Raw genomic sequence first — 16,939 nt, 5'->3', positions numbered from 1 at the left:
ATTAAAAAATTTTTTATAATTAATTTTGAAATCAAGATATTTTTCTTAATTGAATCCTTCTGGATTTTTATTAATACTTAAAAGGATGAGTTCTTATGGACAATCAATCAGTTGAAAAGTCATTAAAGTTATTTATAGTCCTATCTAGAGCATATAAAGCGATTAATGAACATGTAAATAAAGCTATTCAGACTAAAGGCTTGAATCCAACCGAGTTTGCAGTGTTAGAGCTTCTGTACCATAAAGGCGATCAACCAATGCAACAGATTGGCGGAAAAATTCTTCTTGCTAGCGGCAGTATTACCTATGTGGTTGACAAGCTCGAACAAAAGGGACTACTTAGACGAATTGCCTGTCCGAATGACCGCCGGGTCACATATGCCCAAATAACGGACCAAGGAAAAACATTTATCGAGGAAATTTTTCCTGAACATGCCAAACAAATTGATACGCTGATGTCTAGTCTTTCTGAATCAGAAAAAACTCAAGCAATAGACTTACTGAAAAAATTAGGAATACCGGCAGGAAAATTTTAATACGGCCAATGGTCGTATTTTTTTTATTAGAGGAATAATATTAGATAGTGTCGAATTGATAGACTTGGAAAAGTGGAAAGGGGTTTATGATATGAGTTTTGATCATTATACATATGTAAGACCAAATCTCGATGAAGTTACGGCAAAGTTCGAGGAAGTATTAAAAGGCTTTAAAAATGCGGAAACAGTCGATGTACAAAGCCGGTTCATGAAAGAAATTAATCAACTTCGAAATGATCTTGGCACAATGTTTAATCTTTGTTATATCCGCCATTCTATTGATACCAATGATGAGTTTTATAAGGAAGAACAAGATTATATCGATGAAATTCAGCCTGAAGTGGAGGGCTTGGTGACTAAGTATTATCAAGAATTGGTTGGCTCGAAGTTTCGCGCTGAGTTAGAAAAAAAATGGGGAACCCAACTATTTGCCTTAGCCGAGGGACAATTAAAGACCTTTAAGCCTGAAATTGTTTCCTTACTGCAAAAGGAAAACCGGCTGTCAACGGAATACACAAAACTACTCGCCTCAGCTAAAATAAACTTTGAAGGTGAGGAAAGAACACTTGCCCAATTAGACCCATTTACCGAATCTATGGATCGTGAGATGAGAAAAAAAGCAAGTGAAGCAAAATTTGGATTTTTTGCTGAACATGAAGAACAACTAGACCGAATTTATGATGATTTGGTCAAAGTAAGAACAGAGATTGCCAAACGTTTAGGGTTTAAGAACTTTGTTGAACTTGCCTATTATCGAATGATGAGAACCGATTATGATGCAGAAATGGTGGCAAATTTTCGTAACCAGGTTAAGGACTTTATCGTTCCAATTGCTACTAAATTAAAAGAACGGCAACAAGAAAGAATTGGTGTCGACCAATTAAAGTATTACGATGAAGGCTTTAACTTTCAATCAGGAAATGCGGTTCCAAAAGGTAATCCTAAATGGATCATTGAAAATGGCCAGAAAATGTACGAAGACCTTTCAAAAGAGACAGGTGAGTTCTTTAGCTATATGCAGGAAAATAACTTAATGGATCTTGTAGCTAAGAAGGGAAAAGCTGGCGGAGGCTATTGTACTTTTATTGAGAATTATAAAGCTCCTTTCATATTTTCAAATTTTAACGGTACATCTGGTGATATAGATGTTTTAACACATGAAGCTGGTCATGCCTTCCAAGTTTATTCCAGCCGTCATTTTGAAATTCCTGAATATTACTGGCCAACATATGAATCAGCAGAAATTCATTCGATGAGTATGGAATTTTTTACGTGGCCATGGATGGAATTATTCTTTAAAGAAGATGCCGATAAATATAAGTTTACCCACCTAAGCGGCGCCTTGTTATTCCTGCCATATGGGGTTTCTGTAGATGAGTTCCAGCACTGGATCTATGAAAATCCTTCTGCTGCACCTGCAGAACGAAAACGGCAGTGGCGGGAAATTGAGAAAAAGTATTTACCGCATAAAAATTATGATGGAAATGTCTATTTAGAGAACGGCGGCTTTTGGCAGCGTCAGGGTCATATTTATAATTCACCATTCTATTATATTGACTATACACTTGCACAAATTTGTGCCTTCCAATTCTGGAAGCGTTCAATTGAAAATAGGGAAGAGGCATGGGCTGATTATGTAAAGCTCTGTAATCTAGGCGGCAGTCTATCTTTTACAAAGCTTGTCGAGGCAGCTAACTTAATTTCGCCTTTTGAAGACGGCTGTGTTGAGTCGGTTGTAGGTGTAATTGAGCAATGGCTAAACTCTGTTGAGGATCAAAAACTATAAAAAAACGCGAAGCCGATAACATCAACGGCTTCGCGTTTTATTATGCTTGAAATGAGACTGCTTCTGAAACGACCTTTAATTCCCCATTATCAAGGACAGCGACTAATTTTTTTGCATCAGGTTCTTCTAAAATAAAGTCAGCTATTTTATCTTCGAGCTGCTCTTGGATTACCCTGCGAAGTGGACGTGCACCAAATGCTGGGTGATAGCCAAGCTCAGCTAATTTCTCCTTTGTCTCTTTCGTAATACTGAATTCAATGTTTTGCTCTGTTAATGTTTCCTGTAATTCTTGGACCATTAAATCGACGATTGATAAGATATGCTCCTTATCGAGGGCATTAAACTCGATAATGCTATCGAACCGGTTTAAGAATTCCGGCTTAAAGAAGCTGCCAAGGGAGTCAAGGATGCTTGCTTCTTCAACTGCATCACTAGCTCCAAACCCTACGTGGATGGTTTTGTGACTAACACCCGCATTACTTGTCATAATTATGACCGTGTCCTTAAAGCTTACGACTCTTCCCTGACTGTCTGTAAGACGACCGTCTTCCAGTATTTGCAGGAACATATGCTGAACATCTGGATGGGCCTTTTCGATTTCATCTAATAAAATGATGCTATATGGGTTCCTGCGGACTTTCTCTGTTAGCTGTCCTGCCTCATCATGGCCGATATAACCTGGAGGTGAACCGATCAATTTAGAGACGCTGTGCTTTTCCATATATTCGCTCATATCAAGACGAATCATGGCATCCTTGCTGCCAAATAATTCTTCGGCGAGTGTTTTAGTTAACTCCGTTTTACCAACACCAGTCGGACCAACAAAAAGGAAGGATCCAATTGGACGATGCTTCGATTTTAAACCAGCACGGCTTCGTCTGATAGCCTTTGCTACTTTTTTCACCGCTTTATCCTGGCCTATTACCTTTTTATTGAGATTAGCTTCTAATTCTCGCATTTTAAGCTGTTCATCTTGCTGAAGTTTACCGACTGGAATTTTTGTTTTTTCTTCAATGATTTCTTGAATATCAGAAACCGTAACAACCGGTCGGATTTCAGTTGTGCCGGCATTTACTGTCTTTTCTAGTTTTGCTTCCTCATCACGGAGTAAAGCTGCCTTTTCGTACTGTTCTTTTTTGAGTGCTTCTTCTTTTTCATGCGCTATCTCTTTTAAACGTTGTTCAACTTGTTCTGTGTTTTTGTCATCTAAAGTAAGATTTAATCTAGAGCCGGCTTCATCAAGTAAATCAATGGCTTTATCCGGTAAGAAGCGGTCTTGGATATAGCGTTGGGACAACTGTACACAAGCATGAATGGCTTCCTCAGAATAAGTGACATCGTGATAGTCTTCGTATTTCTTTTGAATACCTTTTAAAATTTCAATTGCTGCTTCTGGTGTTGGCTCAAGAACATGAACGGGCTGGAAGCGGCGTTCTAACGCAGAGTCTTTTTCAATTTGACGATATTCTTTCAAAGTCGTAGCACCGACAACTTGTAACTCGCCTCGAGCAAGGGCTGGTTTTAAGATATTGCCAGCATCCATTGATCCTTCAGCTGAACCGGCACCCACAAGCAGATGAATCTCATCAATGAAAAGAATGATATTTTTTCGATTCTGTAGTTCTGAGATTAGCTGTTTCATTCTTTCTTCAAATTGACCCCGGATACCTGTATTCGCAACAAGTGAGGCAACGTCTAATAAGTAAATCTCTTTATTGCGTAATTTACCAGGGACATCACCGCTTGCAATTTTCAGAGCTAGACCTTCTGCAATCGCCGTTTTACCGACACCAGGTTCACCGATTAAGACTGGATTATTTTTATTTCTTCTATTTAAAATTTCAATTACGCGTTTAATTTCTTCATCACGACCAATGACAGGGTCAATTAAACCTGCCTTTGCCATTGTGCTGAGATTTCTTCCAAACTGATCGATAAAACCGTTATGGCTATTATGTCTGTCCATGTCAGGTGATGGCTGGTCCATCATCTCTTTTTCTTGTGGGAATCCTTTCGCGATAAAAAAGTTATCAAATGGGAAGTTAGAAAATGAATTCATATTTGAACCAAATCCTGCTCCAAGGGATTGCTTTTCTTTTGCATAGCATTCGTGGCAGAGTTTCATTTCCTTACGTTGTCCATTGAAATTCAAATTTAATTGTACATTGGCCTGATTTTGCTGGCATTGTTGACAAAGCATAAGTAAATTACCTCCTAGTATCTATAAATTAAATGTAAAGTTTGACTTTGACTATATTTGACCTTATGAGCATAGTATACTCTGACCTTTTTTGACTTTCAAGTAGTTTGTTTATAGAAATGATTCCCAACGACAAAAGCGTGCGCTGGAGCTAGATGTGTCTAAACGTAAATCTATTTCCTAAAACACGAAAAAGCTCGTCTTTGTTTGTCCCTTGTCTCATATAGTGATGATAAGGGGGAGATGAGGTGAAGAAGAATTGGACTCAAGCTTTTCAAATTGCTGCAGTTTATGTGGGAACTGTAGTAGGGGCCGGATTTGCAACAGGAAAAGAAATTGTTGAGTTTTTTTCTCGATTTGGTTTCTTCGGGCTACTTAGTATAATCATGAGCGGTTATCTTTTCATTGCTTTGGGTTCCAAGCTTATGAGGATGGCCGCCTATATAGATGCAAAATCGTACCAAGAGTTTAATGTGTATTTATTTGGAAAATGGCCAAGCCGAATTATCAATGTCTTTATGCTCTTTATGCTTCTTGGTGTTAGCGCTGTGATGCTTTCAGGCGCAGGGGCAGTGTTTGAAGAACAACTAGGTCTAACGAAGAATGTCGGTGTTTTTTTGACGATTATTCTTTCGATATTGGTGATGTTAATTGGTACAAAAGGGCTATTTGCTGTTAATACGTTTGTAGTTCCTTTAATGATTAGTTTTAGTGTAATTCTTATGGTATTTTCGGTTCAGTTACCGAATTTTATGGATCGTTTATTATTTATTCCTCATGCTGACGATGGCTGGAAAAGTGTAGTAGCGCCGTTTTCTTATGTTGCATTGAATCTTGGGCTCGCTCAGGCCGTTCTAGTACCAATTGCAACTGAGGTGAAAGAAGATTGGACGATTAAATGGGGGGGGATTCTCGGAGGTGCTGCGTTAACATTAATCTTATGTGCGAGTCATTTTACCTTAATCATGCTGCCCAATTTAGACATGTACAATATTCCAATGGCCATTGTGATGAAAAATCTTGCACCCTTCCTTTATTGGATTTATGTTCTAGTGATTTATGGGGAAATCTTCACATCGGTAATCGGAAATGTCTTTGGGCTTGATCGCCAATTGAAGCAATATTTACCCATACCCACTATTATTTCGGTTACGGCGATTTTTCTGGTTTCCTATCTAATAAGTCTTGTGAACTACGGTACGCTACTCTCCTATTTATATCCCTTGTTTGGGTATATCTGCATGACCTTCTTTATATTACTGTGGATGAAGCCTTTTCCCATTTATAAAAAAAAATAAACAGCTGTCAACGGACAGCTGTTCTTACATAAATGGCATAATCATAAAAATCATCATATCAAAAATGAGATGTGAGACAATGACAAGTGGCATGCTCCTTTTCCAATAATACAGTCCTCCCCAGGCGGCTCCCGAGAGAAAGGCTGCAAAAACCAATAAGAAAGAACCAGAATACATATGAACGGATGCATAAAGAACAGCACCGAGTAATATGCTCCAAATAGGTTTGAAATACTTTAAAAGACTTTTTTGAATAAAACCGCGCCAGAAAAGTTCTTCTCCGGGTGCTGCAACCAATATTAGGGCAATATATTGCCAAAAAGCGTTCGGGGCATACCAACGGTACAATGTCTTAATGGATTTTTCAAAAGGAAGATCCATTATTTGGATGGTTTTAAATCCGAACCAAAAAATAAAATATAACATGATACCCGATAAAGCACCGAAAAAAATATATTTGGCAAATGATGCCTCATCATCCACTTCTCCTTGGAGCATGGCATAGGCAATGAGAATAAGGATTGATCCGGAAAAAATATACCAAAATATTGTTTTATCATGGAATGAAAAATATATTAGTCCATGTGCAATGATGATACCAAGAATAAGTCGTATATCTAGGAAGCGCTTTTCCATCCTAACTAGCTCCTTTTTTTAAATCAATAAAATTTATTTTAACAAAGATGTTTTTTAAAAGGAAATGATTTCTTTAAACATTTCAACCAAATTTGCTGATAAGAACGTATCTCAAGGAAAAAATAAGGTGGAAAGGAGTGAGTAGGTTGAGTAAATCTAAAAGCCAACAAGAACGGGAATGGACAGTTCGTAAACAGGATCAGAATCCCCATGGTAAAGTGAAGTCTTTAAAGCAGATTTCTAAAGAAACGGATCAGGGAAGATAAATTAAAAAATCTCGCCGTTTGGCGAGATATCTCTTGTATCATAAAGGAAATGGCAGTAAATTACTGCCATTTCTACCAATCTATTACTTAATAAGCGCTTTCTTTTATCACTTTATAATTTTTATGATTTACTACTGTACGCTGATCCAATTCAAGATCACGATAATTATCCATAAATGTTAGGTCGACTATAACAGAGTTTTCATTTACCTTTTCAACTATCCCTTGCAGGCCACCGCGAAATTCAATGATATTTCCTACTTCTGCTTTTTTCATTAGTCTCTCTCCTTTGCCCTCAAAAACTATTAATTAATTGTTTATATAACAGTTTGCACTATCTTTTACATTTCGTAAAGGCTTTTATTTGACAATTGTGTTAATTCTTCTGTAGTAGTATAGTTTATGAGGTTTGAGTTAAAAAAAGAATCGAAAACGCTTACAAAATCTAGGTGGAGATTACGTCTTATTTCCATTAAAATATAGGGTAAAGGTGGTGCATACTGATGAAGGAAGATTTAGTAACAGAAATATTAGATAAACTTATGACTGGGGAACTTTCTGAGTATTATGTAAGCAATCAAGAGTTTATGGATTTTAGAAAGGTATTAGTTAAGAGGAAGGATTTTAAACATTTCCGTGGAATCGGCCAGCGCGGCGGAGATGTCCTTTATCAATATCTTAAAGAACCAAGAAGTTAGTGATTTCTGAAGATAGACCGTAAAGAACCAATCAGATAAATAAGAGGGGAGAATGCCAGTGGAAACATATATTTCATCCCTCAGATGCAAAATGAAGACAGAGGTGCATTATATGATGGCTGGAAAAAGGCGGTCAAAGCTGCAATGACTTTTAAATAATAAAAGACCACAAAATCATCTTTTAATAAAGCTACATTTTGTGGTCTTTTATTATTTATTATTAGTAATTTTCGATCAACCTTAATAGGATAACACACAGGAGTGAGGAACCTGAAATTTTCTACTTTACAACGTGAAGAAAATACAACATACACTGGAAAGCAATTATTATGATTTTTTAGTAATAGGAGGGGGAATAACAGGTGCTGGGAGTGCATTGGATGCTGTTTCAAGGGGAATGAAGACAGCGCTCGTGGAGATGCAGGATTTTGCAGCTGGCACCTCTAGCAGGTCTACGAAATTAGTTCATGGTGGATTGCGCTACTTAAAAACAATTGGAAAGAAAGCCTGGTTTAAAAGGCGGCGGGTATTATGTTGAATATCGCACGGACGATGCCGGTTAACGATAGAGGTAATAAAAGCGGCATTTGAAAAGGGAGCAATCGCTTGTAACTATACTAAAATAACAGAACTTGTATATAACAATAATAAAATTTTCGGAGCTGTTGCAGAAGATCTTATTAGTGGTGAAACATTCCAGATTAGTAAACAATTTTGGGCTGCCCCAGTCTTTATTTGCTAAGCTGATATATGGAATCGAAGAGGAAATGGTTGTTACGCCAATTGACTTCTTTAATCGGCGGACCGCGGCTATCCTGTTTAATATCGAATTGGTGAACAAGTGGAAACAACAAGTAATAGCCTATATGGGAATGCGTTTCAATTGGACAGATCACGATAAGAAAACCTATTCTCAACAGTTAGAAGAAGCTTTAAAAGCTGCCATAATCCCTGAAGAAAGAGAAGAAGTTTAGAATTATAATAGGTACATTCTTCCAGTTGTCTGTTCTTGAGACAGCTTTTTTCCATTATTGTCAAAAAATTGGGGAATACGGAGGGATTTGATAGATTTTACGTGTTTTTGACAGATTTGTGAACATTTCAAAATCCTGAACATAAGTAGTTGTCTGAAAAACAGGAAAATGTTATTCTAGCATGTATGTATTAATCGCTTATCTAAAGTAAAAATACTGTATGATTGTTTTTATATTTGGAAAAATAAGCGAAATGAACTAAATTTACTATCTGGTCGTTTAGCATCTTAGTTGACTAAATGATTAGAAATGTTTATTTTAATTAAGGCAAGTTTTATTCTTACTATTTATTAAAGGAGTTTGATTGAGCATGGCAGAAAAACAATTTAAAGTAGTTGCAGAAACAGGGATTCACGCACGACCAGCCACTTTATTAGTACAAACAGCTAGCAGATTCGATTCTGAAATTACTTTAGAATATAAAGGGAAAACCGTTAATCTAAAATCTATTATGGGTGTTATGTCTCTAGGTGTGGGCCAAGGCGCAGAAATCAAAATTGCGGCAGAAGGCAATGATGCTAACGATGCATTACAAGCACTTGAAGATACAATGAAAAAAGAAGGATTGGCAGAATAATGACTTTTCTAAAGGGTATTGCTGCTTCAAACGGTATTGCAATCGCGAAGGCATACCGTCTTGTAGAACCGGATTTGTCGTTTGAAAAAAAATCAGTTGAAGATGTAACAGCTGAAGTAGAACGATTCCGAAAGGCGATGGAAATTTCAAAATCTGAACTCGAAGCAATTCGTGATAAGGCTAGAGTAGATCTTGGCGCAGACAAAGCAGCGATTTTTGAAGCGCATCTTCTTGTTCTAAGCGATCCGGAACTAAATGCACCGATTGAAGACAAAATTCAATCAGATAAAGTAAATGCGGAATCTGCTTTAAAAGAAACAGCAGATATGTTCGTTATGATGTTTGAACAAATGGATAACGAATATATGAAAGAGCGGGCAGCGGATATTCGTGATGTTACGAAACGTGTACTTGCGCATTTGTTAGGGGTTCAGCTTGTTAATCCAAGCATGATTGCCGAAGAGGTTATTATTGTTGCAGAGGATTTGACTCCTTCTGACACAGCCCAATTAAACCGTAATTTTGTAAAAGGATTTACTACCAATATTGGCGGCCGTACATCACATTCAGCGATAATGGCACGTTCACTTGAAATTCCAGCTGTTGTAGGTACAAAAACAGCGACAGAGGAAATTAACAATGGCGATCTTGTTATTGTTGATGGACTAAAAGGGGAAGTACATATTAATCCAACCCCTGAACTTATAGAACAATATCGTAAAACCCATGAAGAATATGAACTACAAAAAGCTGAATGGGCGAAGCTTGTTAATGAACCAACTATTTCTGCAGATGGCCATCATGTTGAATTGGCGGCTAATATTGGTACACCTAACGATTTAAAGGGTGTTATCTCTAATGGCGGCGAGGCCGTTGGTTTATATCGAACAGAATTCCTTTATATGGGACGTGACCAGCTTCCAACTGAGGAAGAACAGTTCGAATCTTATAAAGCTGTTCTAGAAGGTATGGCAGGCAAACCTGTTGTTGTTCGGACATTGGATATTGGCGGGGATAAAGAACTTCCGTATTTAGACTTACCAAAAGAGATGAATCCATTCTTGGGCTTCCGGGCAATTCGTCTATGTTTGGAAGAACAAGACATTTTCCGGACACAGCTTCGTGCACTTTTACGAGCAAGCAACTATGGAAATTTAAAAATTATGTTCCCGATGATTGCTACTTTAGACGAGTTCCGCTCTGCGAAGGCAATTCTTGAAGAGGAAAAAGCTAAGCTTCTATCAGAAGGTGAAACAGTAGCTGAAAAAATTGAGCTAGGAATCATGGTGGAGATTCCTTCCACTGCTATTCTTGCTGATCAATTCGCTAAAGAAGTAGATTTCTTTAGTATTGGTACGAATGATTTAATTCAGTACACGATGGCTGCTGACCGAATGAATCAGCGCGTGTCATACTTGTATCAGCCTTATAGCCCATCAATCCTAAGGCTAGTTAAAATGGTTATTGATGCTGCACACGCTGAAGGAAAATGGACAGGCATGTGCGGTGAGATGGCTGGAGATGAAACGGCTATTCCAGTCCTACTTGGTTTAGGCCTTGATGAGTTCTCTATGAGTGCCACTTCTATTTTGAAGGCACGTTCACTTATACGGAACTTGAAAAAATCCGATATGGAAAAACTGGCTCAAGAAGTTTTAAACATGCAAACAACTAGCCAGGTTATCGAAGCCGTTAATAATGCGACAAAGTAGATATTGAAAGAAAAAGACCAACCTGAGTTGGTCTTTTTCTTTCGTTACAGTTTTTATAATATTTATATTATTAAAAATCTAGTTTCCAAATCAGGAAAAATAAGGTATAATAATAGATATAAAGACCCCTTATATTTCTTTTTTTATCTATTTTATAGGTATAAAGAACTGTATCGATTCGATAAGTAATTAGGTTTAAAAGTACATATGATAATGGTAAGAGGCGATGGAGGTGAATATTTGATGGAACAAAAACCGCTACACTATGATGGAAGTTCACAACTAGGCCAGGCAGCTGAGGCATTGGTTAATGAACCATTACAAATGACTGATGAAATGAGACTTAACATTGGTCGTAATCCTTTCTCTGTGGAGACAAACGAATAAAATAAGGTTAAAAGGAATTTGCCGAATATGGTAAATTCCTTTTTGATTATAATCTGCCTTTTTGTTTCATACTAAAATGACTTAAAATTTAACATGAAAGGTGAATGAAAATGGCTAAAGTTTTGTATATTACAGCACACCCGCATGACGAAACACAGTCCTATAGTATGGCAGTAGGTAAAGCATTTATCGATGAATATAAACAAGTGAATCAGAATGATGAAATCATCCACTTAGATCTTTATAAGGAAAATATCCCGCATATCGACGCTGATGTCTTCAGTGGATGGGGCAAGCTTCGTTCAGGGCAGGGATTTGATCAACTTTCGGCTGAGGAAAAAGCAAAAGTGGGAAGGTTGAATGAACTAAGTGATCAGTTTGTATCAGCTGATAAATATGTTTTCGTCACTCCGCTTTGGAATTTCTCATTTCCGCCTATTATGAAAGCTTACCTTGATTCTGTTGCAGTAGCCGGAAAAACATTTAAATACACTGAAAATGGACCAGTTGGACTATTACCTGATAAAAAGGCATTACACATCCAGGCACGTGGGGGGGTCTATTCTGAAGGGCCAGCCGCACAACTGGAAATGGGTCATCGCTACATGGGTGTCATGATGAGTTTCTTCGGTGTCCCAAGTCTTGAAGGGCTATTTGTCGAGGGACATAACGCCATGCCGGAAAAGGCCCAGGAAATAAAAGAGAATGCCATTAATCGCGCCAAGGATTTAGCACACACATTTTAATCTAAATATTGAAATGAGGCAGAGAACTGTCTCATTTTTCTTATGTTTTTCCAAGAGTTCCCTCTTAATATCTTGTATAATATAAATAGACAAACTTAAAAGGAGGAATGGATTTTTTATGGAATTACAATTAACAGGAAAAACAGCACTTGTTGCTGCTTCCAGCCAAGGGTTAGGCTTTGCCATTGCGGAGCAGCTTGTAAGAGAAGGAGCAAATGTTATGATTTCCGGCCGCGAAGAGGAGAAGCTCAAGCAAAAGGTTTTAGAGCTCGAACAAATTGGTACAGGAAGAGCCGCTTATCATAAGGCCGATATTACGAAAAATGAGGACATCAAACAATTAGTATCCTCAACGGTCGACCAATTTGGAGGATTTCAATTATTAGTAAATAACGCAGGGGGTCCGCCAGCAGGCTCCTTTGAGGAAATGTCAGATGAGGCATGGCAGGCTTCTTTTGAGCTAAACCTTTTATCTTATATCCGTTTGATTAGAGAATCGTTGCCATACCTTAAACAACAGGGTGGGAAAATATTAAATATCGCCTCTTCCTCTATTAAAGAGCCAATTCCCGGACTTATTCTATCAAATACCTTTAGGACCGGAATAATCGGTCTTTCCAAAACACTTGCATCAGAGCTTGCTTCTTATAATATTTTAATCAATACGATTGCACCTGGCCGGATTGCTACAGACCGGATCATCCATTTGGATCAAGTGAATGCGGACAAGTTTGGTGTAGACCGTGAAACAATTGAAGCAAAGGCAAAAGCAGAGATTCCTTTAAAGAGATACGGAACACCGGAGGAATTTGCTAAATTTGCGGTGTTTTTACTATCAGACGCCAATTCTTATATGACAGGAAATGCCTATCTTGTAGATGGTGGTATGGTAAAAGGAATCTAAGTTCATTTATATTCCATGATTTAACCTTTCTTAACGTTTATTACCAATGTATTATGGCTAAGGTAAGAATAAAAGGGAGTGTTATGGATGAACAAGAAAATCCGACTAATAGGTACCTTTATCATAGGGGTCGTTTGTATTGGATATTTAAGTGGCTGCGGCTTACTCTATTCAAATGAGTTGATTGTCAACCGCTATGCAGACGCCTTACTTACAAAGAATAATGAACTACAGTTCCGATTCCGCATCAATAATGACATATTAGATGGTCACCAATTATATAAGGTGAAGGTAACCATCCACGATGATAAACTAGCTGGAGCCATTGGAAAAAGAGAGATTATTTATGGTGAGGAACAAGTTCAAAACGGGGATTACTTAGAAACAAAAGGACTTAGCGAGAAGTACATTTTTATGGACCCGCTACCGTTAAAAGAAGATCTCGATATACAGGAACTTCGCAATATGATTGAGCAGGATCAGGCTGTTTCGGTTGAAGTATTTAATGATAAAGAAGTATTAGGTCGTGCTTATTTAACAAATTTTTCTTCTGAGTTATAAACATGTTTAAGAATTATTTATCTGGGACAATCTTAGTATGTGCATAAATTTGGAGATGGAGCACTAAGACCGGACGTTCAACGTTCGGTCTTATTTATACATGAAAATGCCTAAAATTGCGGAAAAATGGTAAAATGGAGAGAATTAGTAAGAGAGGATGAGTTAAATTGATAGTACCGGAAAATACAGTGATAGGTTTTATTGGAACAGGTGTGATGGGGAAAAGTATGGCAGGACATCTATTAAAAGCTGGATATCCTTTAGTCGTCTATTCTAGAACAAAGGAAAAAGCTAATGAACTAATAGAAAATGGTGCCGAGTGGGCAGAAACCCCAAAAGCAGTTGCGGAAAAGGCCAATGTTATTTTTACCATCGTTGGTTACCCAACGGATGTCGAAGACATTTACTTAGGTGAAAACGGGATAATTCCTAATGGTAAAGCTGGTAGTTATTATATCGATATGACTACTTCATCTCCGTCGCTAGCTGGGACTATTTTTGAAGCAGCCAAAACGAAAGGAATTCAGGCCATTGATGCTCCGGTTTCTGGGGGGGATGTGGGTGCTAGAGAGGCAACGCTCTCGATTATGGTCGGCGGTGAAGAGGAAGCTTTTGAAGCCGTTAAACCGTTATTTGAGCTGATGGGTAGTAATATTGTTTATCAGGGGAAGGCTGGAGCTGGTCAGCATACCAAAATGTCTAACCAAATTGCGATAGCATCAAACATGATTGGTGTTTGTGAAGCCATCATTTATGCAGAGAAGGCAGGTTTAAATCCCGAAAATGTTTTAAAAAGCATTTCCACTGGAGCAGCGGGAAGCTGGTCTCTAAGTAACCTTGCCCCTAGAATGTTAAAAGGGAATTTTGAACCAGGATTTTACATAAAACATTTCATTAAAGATATGAAAATTGCGTTAGCGGAAGCTGAGAGAATGGATATGCAAGTGCCTGGTTTGTCGTTAGCAAAGTCAATGTATGAGCAATTAGCAGAAATGGGTGAAGAAAATAGCGGTACACACGCACTTTATAAATATTGGAAAAACTAATACTGAATGTGGGCAATTTTTGGCTAGAATAATTTAAACCTGACTTCAAGAAACTAATTCTTGATAGGAGGGATTATGATGGCTAAACGGACAAAAAAGAATGATCCACAGCAAAAAAATAAAAAAGGCTTTGATTCTGCAGTGTTAAACGAAGAATTTGCCCATGAAATGGGTTCTGCTGCTACTAATAAAATCCACAAAGATAAAGCGAAGAAAGAAAAAGCCTCTAAAAATAACGGTAAATATAAAGGTCAGTAAACAGACAAATAAAACCCTCACAAGTCTTGTGGGGGTTTTACCATAAATTCTTACTTCCATTGTTTAAAGAAGGACTCCATTTTGTTGAGGCCTCGTTCTAAATCAGCCATCGAACAGGCAAATGATAAGCGGAAGAAACCTTCGCCATATTCCGAAAATGCACTGCCCGGAACGACAGCAACCTTAGTCTCCTGAGCAAGCTTCAGGGCAAAGTCAAAACTATTTAATCCAATCGCGTCCGGGATTTTTACAAAAAAGTAAAAGGCACCATCAGGCTTCACTACCTTTAGTCCCATGCTGGTTAACCGGTTATTTACATACTCTCTTCTTTTCCTATACTCCTCTTTCATTACATCCGCATCATTGATACCAGCCGTTAAGGCCTCATACGCTGCTTTTTGGGCGATCGAATTGGCACAGGACACATTATACTGGTGAACCTTTAAAATATGTTTGCTGAGGTATTCAGGAGCAAATAAAAAGCCAATTCTCCAGCCTGTCATCGAATGTGATTTAGATAACCCGTTAATGACAATCGTTTTCTCTTTTATAAAGCTGGCGATGGAAGTATGTTTTTGCTCAAAGGTGAGTTCACTATAGATTTCATCCGCAAGGATAAAAATGTCCTTTTCTTTTACAAAGTCGGCAATTTCTTTTAATTCACTGCTGGAAAGACTTACTCCAGTAGGATTAGATGGATAGGGCAGGACAATACAGCGCGTTTTGTCTGTAATATATGGTTTCATCATTTCTAATGTAAACCGGAATTGATTTTTCCGAATATCAACATGCACAGGGACGGCGCCCATCATCCGAATAATCGGCTCATAGCCCGGATAAATAGGTCCGGGCAATAGCACCTCCGAGCCTTCTACAAGAATCGTCCGGAAAGCAATATCAATCGCTTCGCTTGCACCCACTGTGACAATGACTTCTGATTCTGCTTTGTAGCGTAAATCATATTTTTTTTCTACAAATTCGCATGCTGCTTTTCTTAATTCAAACGTGCCCGCATTATGAGTATAGGAGGTAAAGTCCTCTTTGATGGCCCGTATTCCCGCTGCTTTCACATGGTCAGGAGTAGGGAAATCCGGCTGTCCAATTGTAAAGGAAATAAGATCATCCATATCTGCGACGAGATTAAAAAATTTTCTAATTCCAGAGATTTCAATGTTCTTAACGCTTTTATTTATTAAGTGTTCCATTATGTACATCCTTCCCCATTAAGATAATTATCATGATTATAGACTATTTAGGGGGTAAGTTTCTACCATTCGGGTTTTTTCCTTAATCCAAAATAAAAAAACGGTCTGAATCGTTGATCAAGACCGTTTTTTTGGAGGCTATATATGAACTTTTATTTACTAATCAATATCCGTATGCCCAGTCGATTTCATCTTCGTGCCAAAAAACAGGTGACACAGATCCGAAGTCGACTGTTTTGTTATTATGTTTGCATGTGCAATTTTTGCAATCACATTGTTCTTTAATGTTTTCGAAAAAGGAATGTTCAACATCTTCAATAAACGTAATAGTCTGTTCCTGAAAAAGGATCGCCGTTCCCTTCATTGTAAAGCACCTCTTTATTAGTTTAATCCTGCTTAATTTTAATCCGTCCTTATTGTAATTCGAATTCACTAAGTAGTCTATGAGTCGCTTGAGTTGTTCACAAAATTCTCAAGAAGATGTAACAATAATAAGAAATCGCTTTTATCTCTCAATCGCTGAGCAAGGCATTTAGGCAGCAAATCAATGGTAATTGTCGAAAAAATGAAAAAAAGCCAGAAAACCTTCTGGCTTTGATTTGGATTCATTAGTAACGTTCGCCTAACTTTTTAAATATAGGTTTTTGGTAGGTTCGTTGGTTTGTTCGTGGGGAAGAAGCTTGATTCTCCCATTCAGACATTCCTGTATAGGATTGCAGCAGAGCTTTTGCTGCACCAAGAGAGATATGCGCCTTGGGATTTCTAACACTGCCATCTAGTTTCCCGAGATGGGGAAGGTCCTGAAAATCTGATTTTGTAGGGGGAATATGAAAGGTATATTTTCCACATTCAACTAGAACATCGGATTGCTGTTGGCTATTTCGCGGGTGATCGGAAAAATGGAGACCAATCTTCCTGGCTTTTCCTTCATCGATCAATTTTTTTAATGATTCCTGTTTTAATTTGTATAAAAATTTGGGGTTAATGGCTGTTTTTGCATGACGATTCACGATAAAAACAGCTTGGGAGAGGTTCTCAATCGTTAGATTTAATTTAGTTCGAGGATAACTCTGATCGTGATTCAACATA

The 16,939-nt window shown here is 37.9% G+C and carries 20 protein-coding genes and 1 pseudogene; 15 read left to right on the top strand and 6 right to left on the bottom strand.

The window, feature by feature from the left end:
* The first annotated feature begins 95 nt into the window (after window positions 1-95).
* Both ACZ9EE_RS08625 and ACZ9EE_RS08620 read left to right on the top strand, forming a co-directional pair.
* Window positions 96-536 (top strand): MarR family winged helix-turn-helix transcriptional regulator, encoded by a 441-nt coding sequence (locus ACZ9EE_RS08625; protein WP_476026214.1) that lies wholly within the window; start codon window positions 96-98, stop codon window positions 534-536.
* Window positions 537-627: 91 nt separating this feature from the next.
* Entirely contained in the window at window positions 628-2,322 is a 1,695-nt protein-coding gene (locus tag ACZ9EE_RS08620) for a M3 family oligoendopeptidase (protein ID WP_476026212.1), read from the top strand.
* Window positions 2,323-2,362: 40 nt separating this feature from the next.
* Here the strand turns inward: ACZ9EE_RS08620 and ACZ9EE_RS08615 are convergent, their stop codons facing one another.
* Window positions 2,363-4,522: an ATP-dependent Clp protease ATP-binding subunit gene (locus tag ACZ9EE_RS08615; RefSeq protein WP_476026210.1), complete on the bottom strand. Its 2,160-nt coding sequence runs from the start codon at window positions 4,520-4,522 to the stop codon at window positions 2,363-2,365.
* Between the two features lie 248 nt (window positions 4,523-4,770).
* On the opposite strand from ACZ9EE_RS08615, the gene ACZ9EE_RS08610 reads away from it, so the two are divergent.
* On the top strand, window positions 4,771-5,820 hold the full coding sequence (locus ACZ9EE_RS08610) for a YkvI family membrane protein (RefSeq protein ID WP_476026208.1): 1,050 nt from the start codon (window positions 4,771-4,773) through the stop codon (window positions 5,818-5,820).
* A 24-nt stretch (window positions 5,821-5,844) separates the two neighbouring features.
* On the opposite strand, the gene ACZ9EE_RS08605 is transcribed toward ACZ9EE_RS08610, so the two are convergent.
* A complete protein-coding gene (locus ACZ9EE_RS08605) occupies window positions 5,845-6,456 on the bottom strand; it encodes a CPBP family intramembrane glutamic endopeptidase (protein ID WP_476026206.1) in 612 nt (203 codons plus the stop codon).
* Between the two features lie 146 nt (window positions 6,457-6,602).
* Between ACZ9EE_RS08605 and ACZ9EE_RS08600 the strand changes: the two genes are divergently transcribed.
* Complete coding sequence (locus tag ACZ9EE_RS08600; protein ID WP_235743018.1) at window positions 6,603-6,722, top strand: DUF6254 family protein; 120 nt, start codon at window positions 6,603-6,605, stop codon at window positions 6,720-6,722.
* Between the two features lie 87 nt (window positions 6,723-6,809).
* On the opposite strand, the gene ACZ9EE_RS08595 is transcribed toward ACZ9EE_RS08600, so the two are convergent.
* Window positions 6,810-6,998 carry a YkvS family protein gene (locus tag ACZ9EE_RS08595; protein WP_101647263.1) on the bottom strand — a complete coding sequence of 63 codons (189 nt, stop codon included), beginning with the start codon at window positions 6,996-6,998 and terminating at the stop codon, window positions 6,810-6,812.
* A 227-nt stretch (window positions 6,999-7,225) separates the two neighbouring features.
* Between ACZ9EE_RS08595 and ACZ9EE_RS08590 the strand changes: the two genes are divergently transcribed.
* The 11 genes and pseudogenes from ACZ9EE_RS08590 (at window position 7,226) to ACZ9EE_RS08540 (ending at window position 14,645) form a co-directional block, all read left to right on the top strand.
* On the top strand, window positions 7,226-7,420 hold the full coding sequence (locus tag ACZ9EE_RS08590) for a hypothetical protein (RefSeq protein ID WP_476026204.1): 195 nt from the start codon (window positions 7,226-7,228) through the stop codon (window positions 7,418-7,420).
* A gap of 270 nt (window positions 7,421-7,690) precedes the next feature.
* Window positions 7,691-8,126 (top strand): annotated as a pseudogene (locus ACZ9EE_RS08585) (FAD-dependent oxidoreductase); the annotation flags it as partial.
* Window positions 8,104-8,394, top strand: coding sequence for a glycerol-3-phosphate dehydrogenase C-terminal domain-containing protein (locus ACZ9EE_RS08580; RefSeq protein ID WP_476026203.1), 291 nt, complete (start codon window positions 8,104-8,106; stop codon window positions 8,392-8,394). The pseudogene ACZ9EE_RS08585 and the gene ACZ9EE_RS08580, both read left to right, overlap by 23 nt.
* Before the next feature lie 370 nt (window positions 8,395-8,764).
* Window positions 8,765-9,031, top strand: coding sequence for a phosphocarrier protein HPr (locus ACZ9EE_RS08575; RefSeq protein ID WP_476026202.1), 267 nt, complete (start codon window positions 8,765-8,767; stop codon window positions 9,029-9,031).
* A complete protein-coding gene (gene ptsP, locus ACZ9EE_RS08570) occupies window positions 9,031-10,743 on the top strand; it encodes a phosphoenolpyruvate--protein phosphotransferase (RefSeq protein WP_476026201.1) in 1,713 nt (570 codons plus the stop codon). Before ACZ9EE_RS08575 ends, ptsP begins: the two co-directional genes overlap by 1 nt.
* 243 nt (window positions 10,744-10,986) lie before the next feature.
* The gene (locus ACZ9EE_RS08565) at window positions 10,987-11,130 is read left to right on the top strand and encodes a hypothetical protein (RefSeq protein WP_476026200.1); all 144 of its coding nucleotides are present in this window, start codon (window positions 10,987-10,989) and stop codon (window positions 11,128-11,130) included.
* Window positions 11,131-11,240: 110 nt separating this feature from the next.
* Window positions 11,241-11,876, top strand: coding sequence for an FMN-dependent NADH-azoreductase (locus ACZ9EE_RS08560; RefSeq protein ID WP_476026199.1), 636 nt, complete (start codon window positions 11,241-11,243; stop codon window positions 11,874-11,876).
* A gap of 118 nt (window positions 11,877-11,994) precedes the next feature.
* Complete coding sequence (locus ACZ9EE_RS08555) at window positions 11,995-12,780, top strand: SDR family oxidoreductase (protein WP_476026198.1); 786 nt, start codon at window positions 11,995-11,997, stop codon at window positions 12,778-12,780.
* An 87-nt stretch (window positions 12,781-12,867) separates the two neighbouring features.
* Entirely contained in the window at window positions 12,868-13,341 is a 474-nt protein-coding gene (locus ACZ9EE_RS08550; RefSeq protein WP_476026197.1) for a hypothetical protein, read from the top strand.
* A 167-nt stretch (window positions 13,342-13,508) separates the two neighbouring features.
* Entirely contained in the window at window positions 13,509-14,387 is an 879-nt protein-coding gene (locus ACZ9EE_RS08545; protein ID WP_476026196.1) for an NAD(P)-dependent oxidoreductase, read from the top strand.
* Between the two features lie 78 nt (window positions 14,388-14,465).
* Entirely contained in the window at window positions 14,466-14,645 is a 180-nt protein-coding gene (locus ACZ9EE_RS08540) for a hypothetical protein (RefSeq protein ID WP_215040604.1), read from the top strand.
* A gap of 50 nt (window positions 14,646-14,695) precedes the next feature.
* Here the strand turns inward: ACZ9EE_RS08540 and ACZ9EE_RS08535 are convergent, their stop codons facing one another.
* From ACZ9EE_RS08535 to ACZ9EE_RS08525, 3 genes are all read right to left on the bottom strand, one after another.
* Window positions 14,696-15,850, bottom strand: a complete 1,155-nt coding sequence (locus tag ACZ9EE_RS08535; protein ID WP_476026195.1) for an aminotransferase A — start codon at window positions 15,848-15,850, stop codon at window positions 14,696-14,698.
* Between the two features lie 163 nt (window positions 15,851-16,013).
* Window positions 16,014-16,214 carry a hypothetical protein gene (locus ACZ9EE_RS08530; protein ID WP_476026194.1) on the bottom strand — a complete coding sequence of 67 codons (201 nt, stop codon included), beginning with the start codon at window positions 16,212-16,214 and terminating at the stop codon, window positions 16,014-16,016.
* A gap of 244 nt (window positions 16,215-16,458) precedes the next feature.
* Window positions 16,459-16,938, bottom strand: coding sequence for a YkyB family protein (locus ACZ9EE_RS08525; protein ID WP_476026193.1), 480 nt, complete (start codon window positions 16,936-16,938; stop codon window positions 16,459-16,461).
* Window position 16,939: the final 1 nt, after the last annotated feature.

Source organism: Bacillus sp. URHA0034, assembly GCF_056280405.1.
This window is presented reverse-complemented; position numbering and strand designations above follow the sequence as displayed.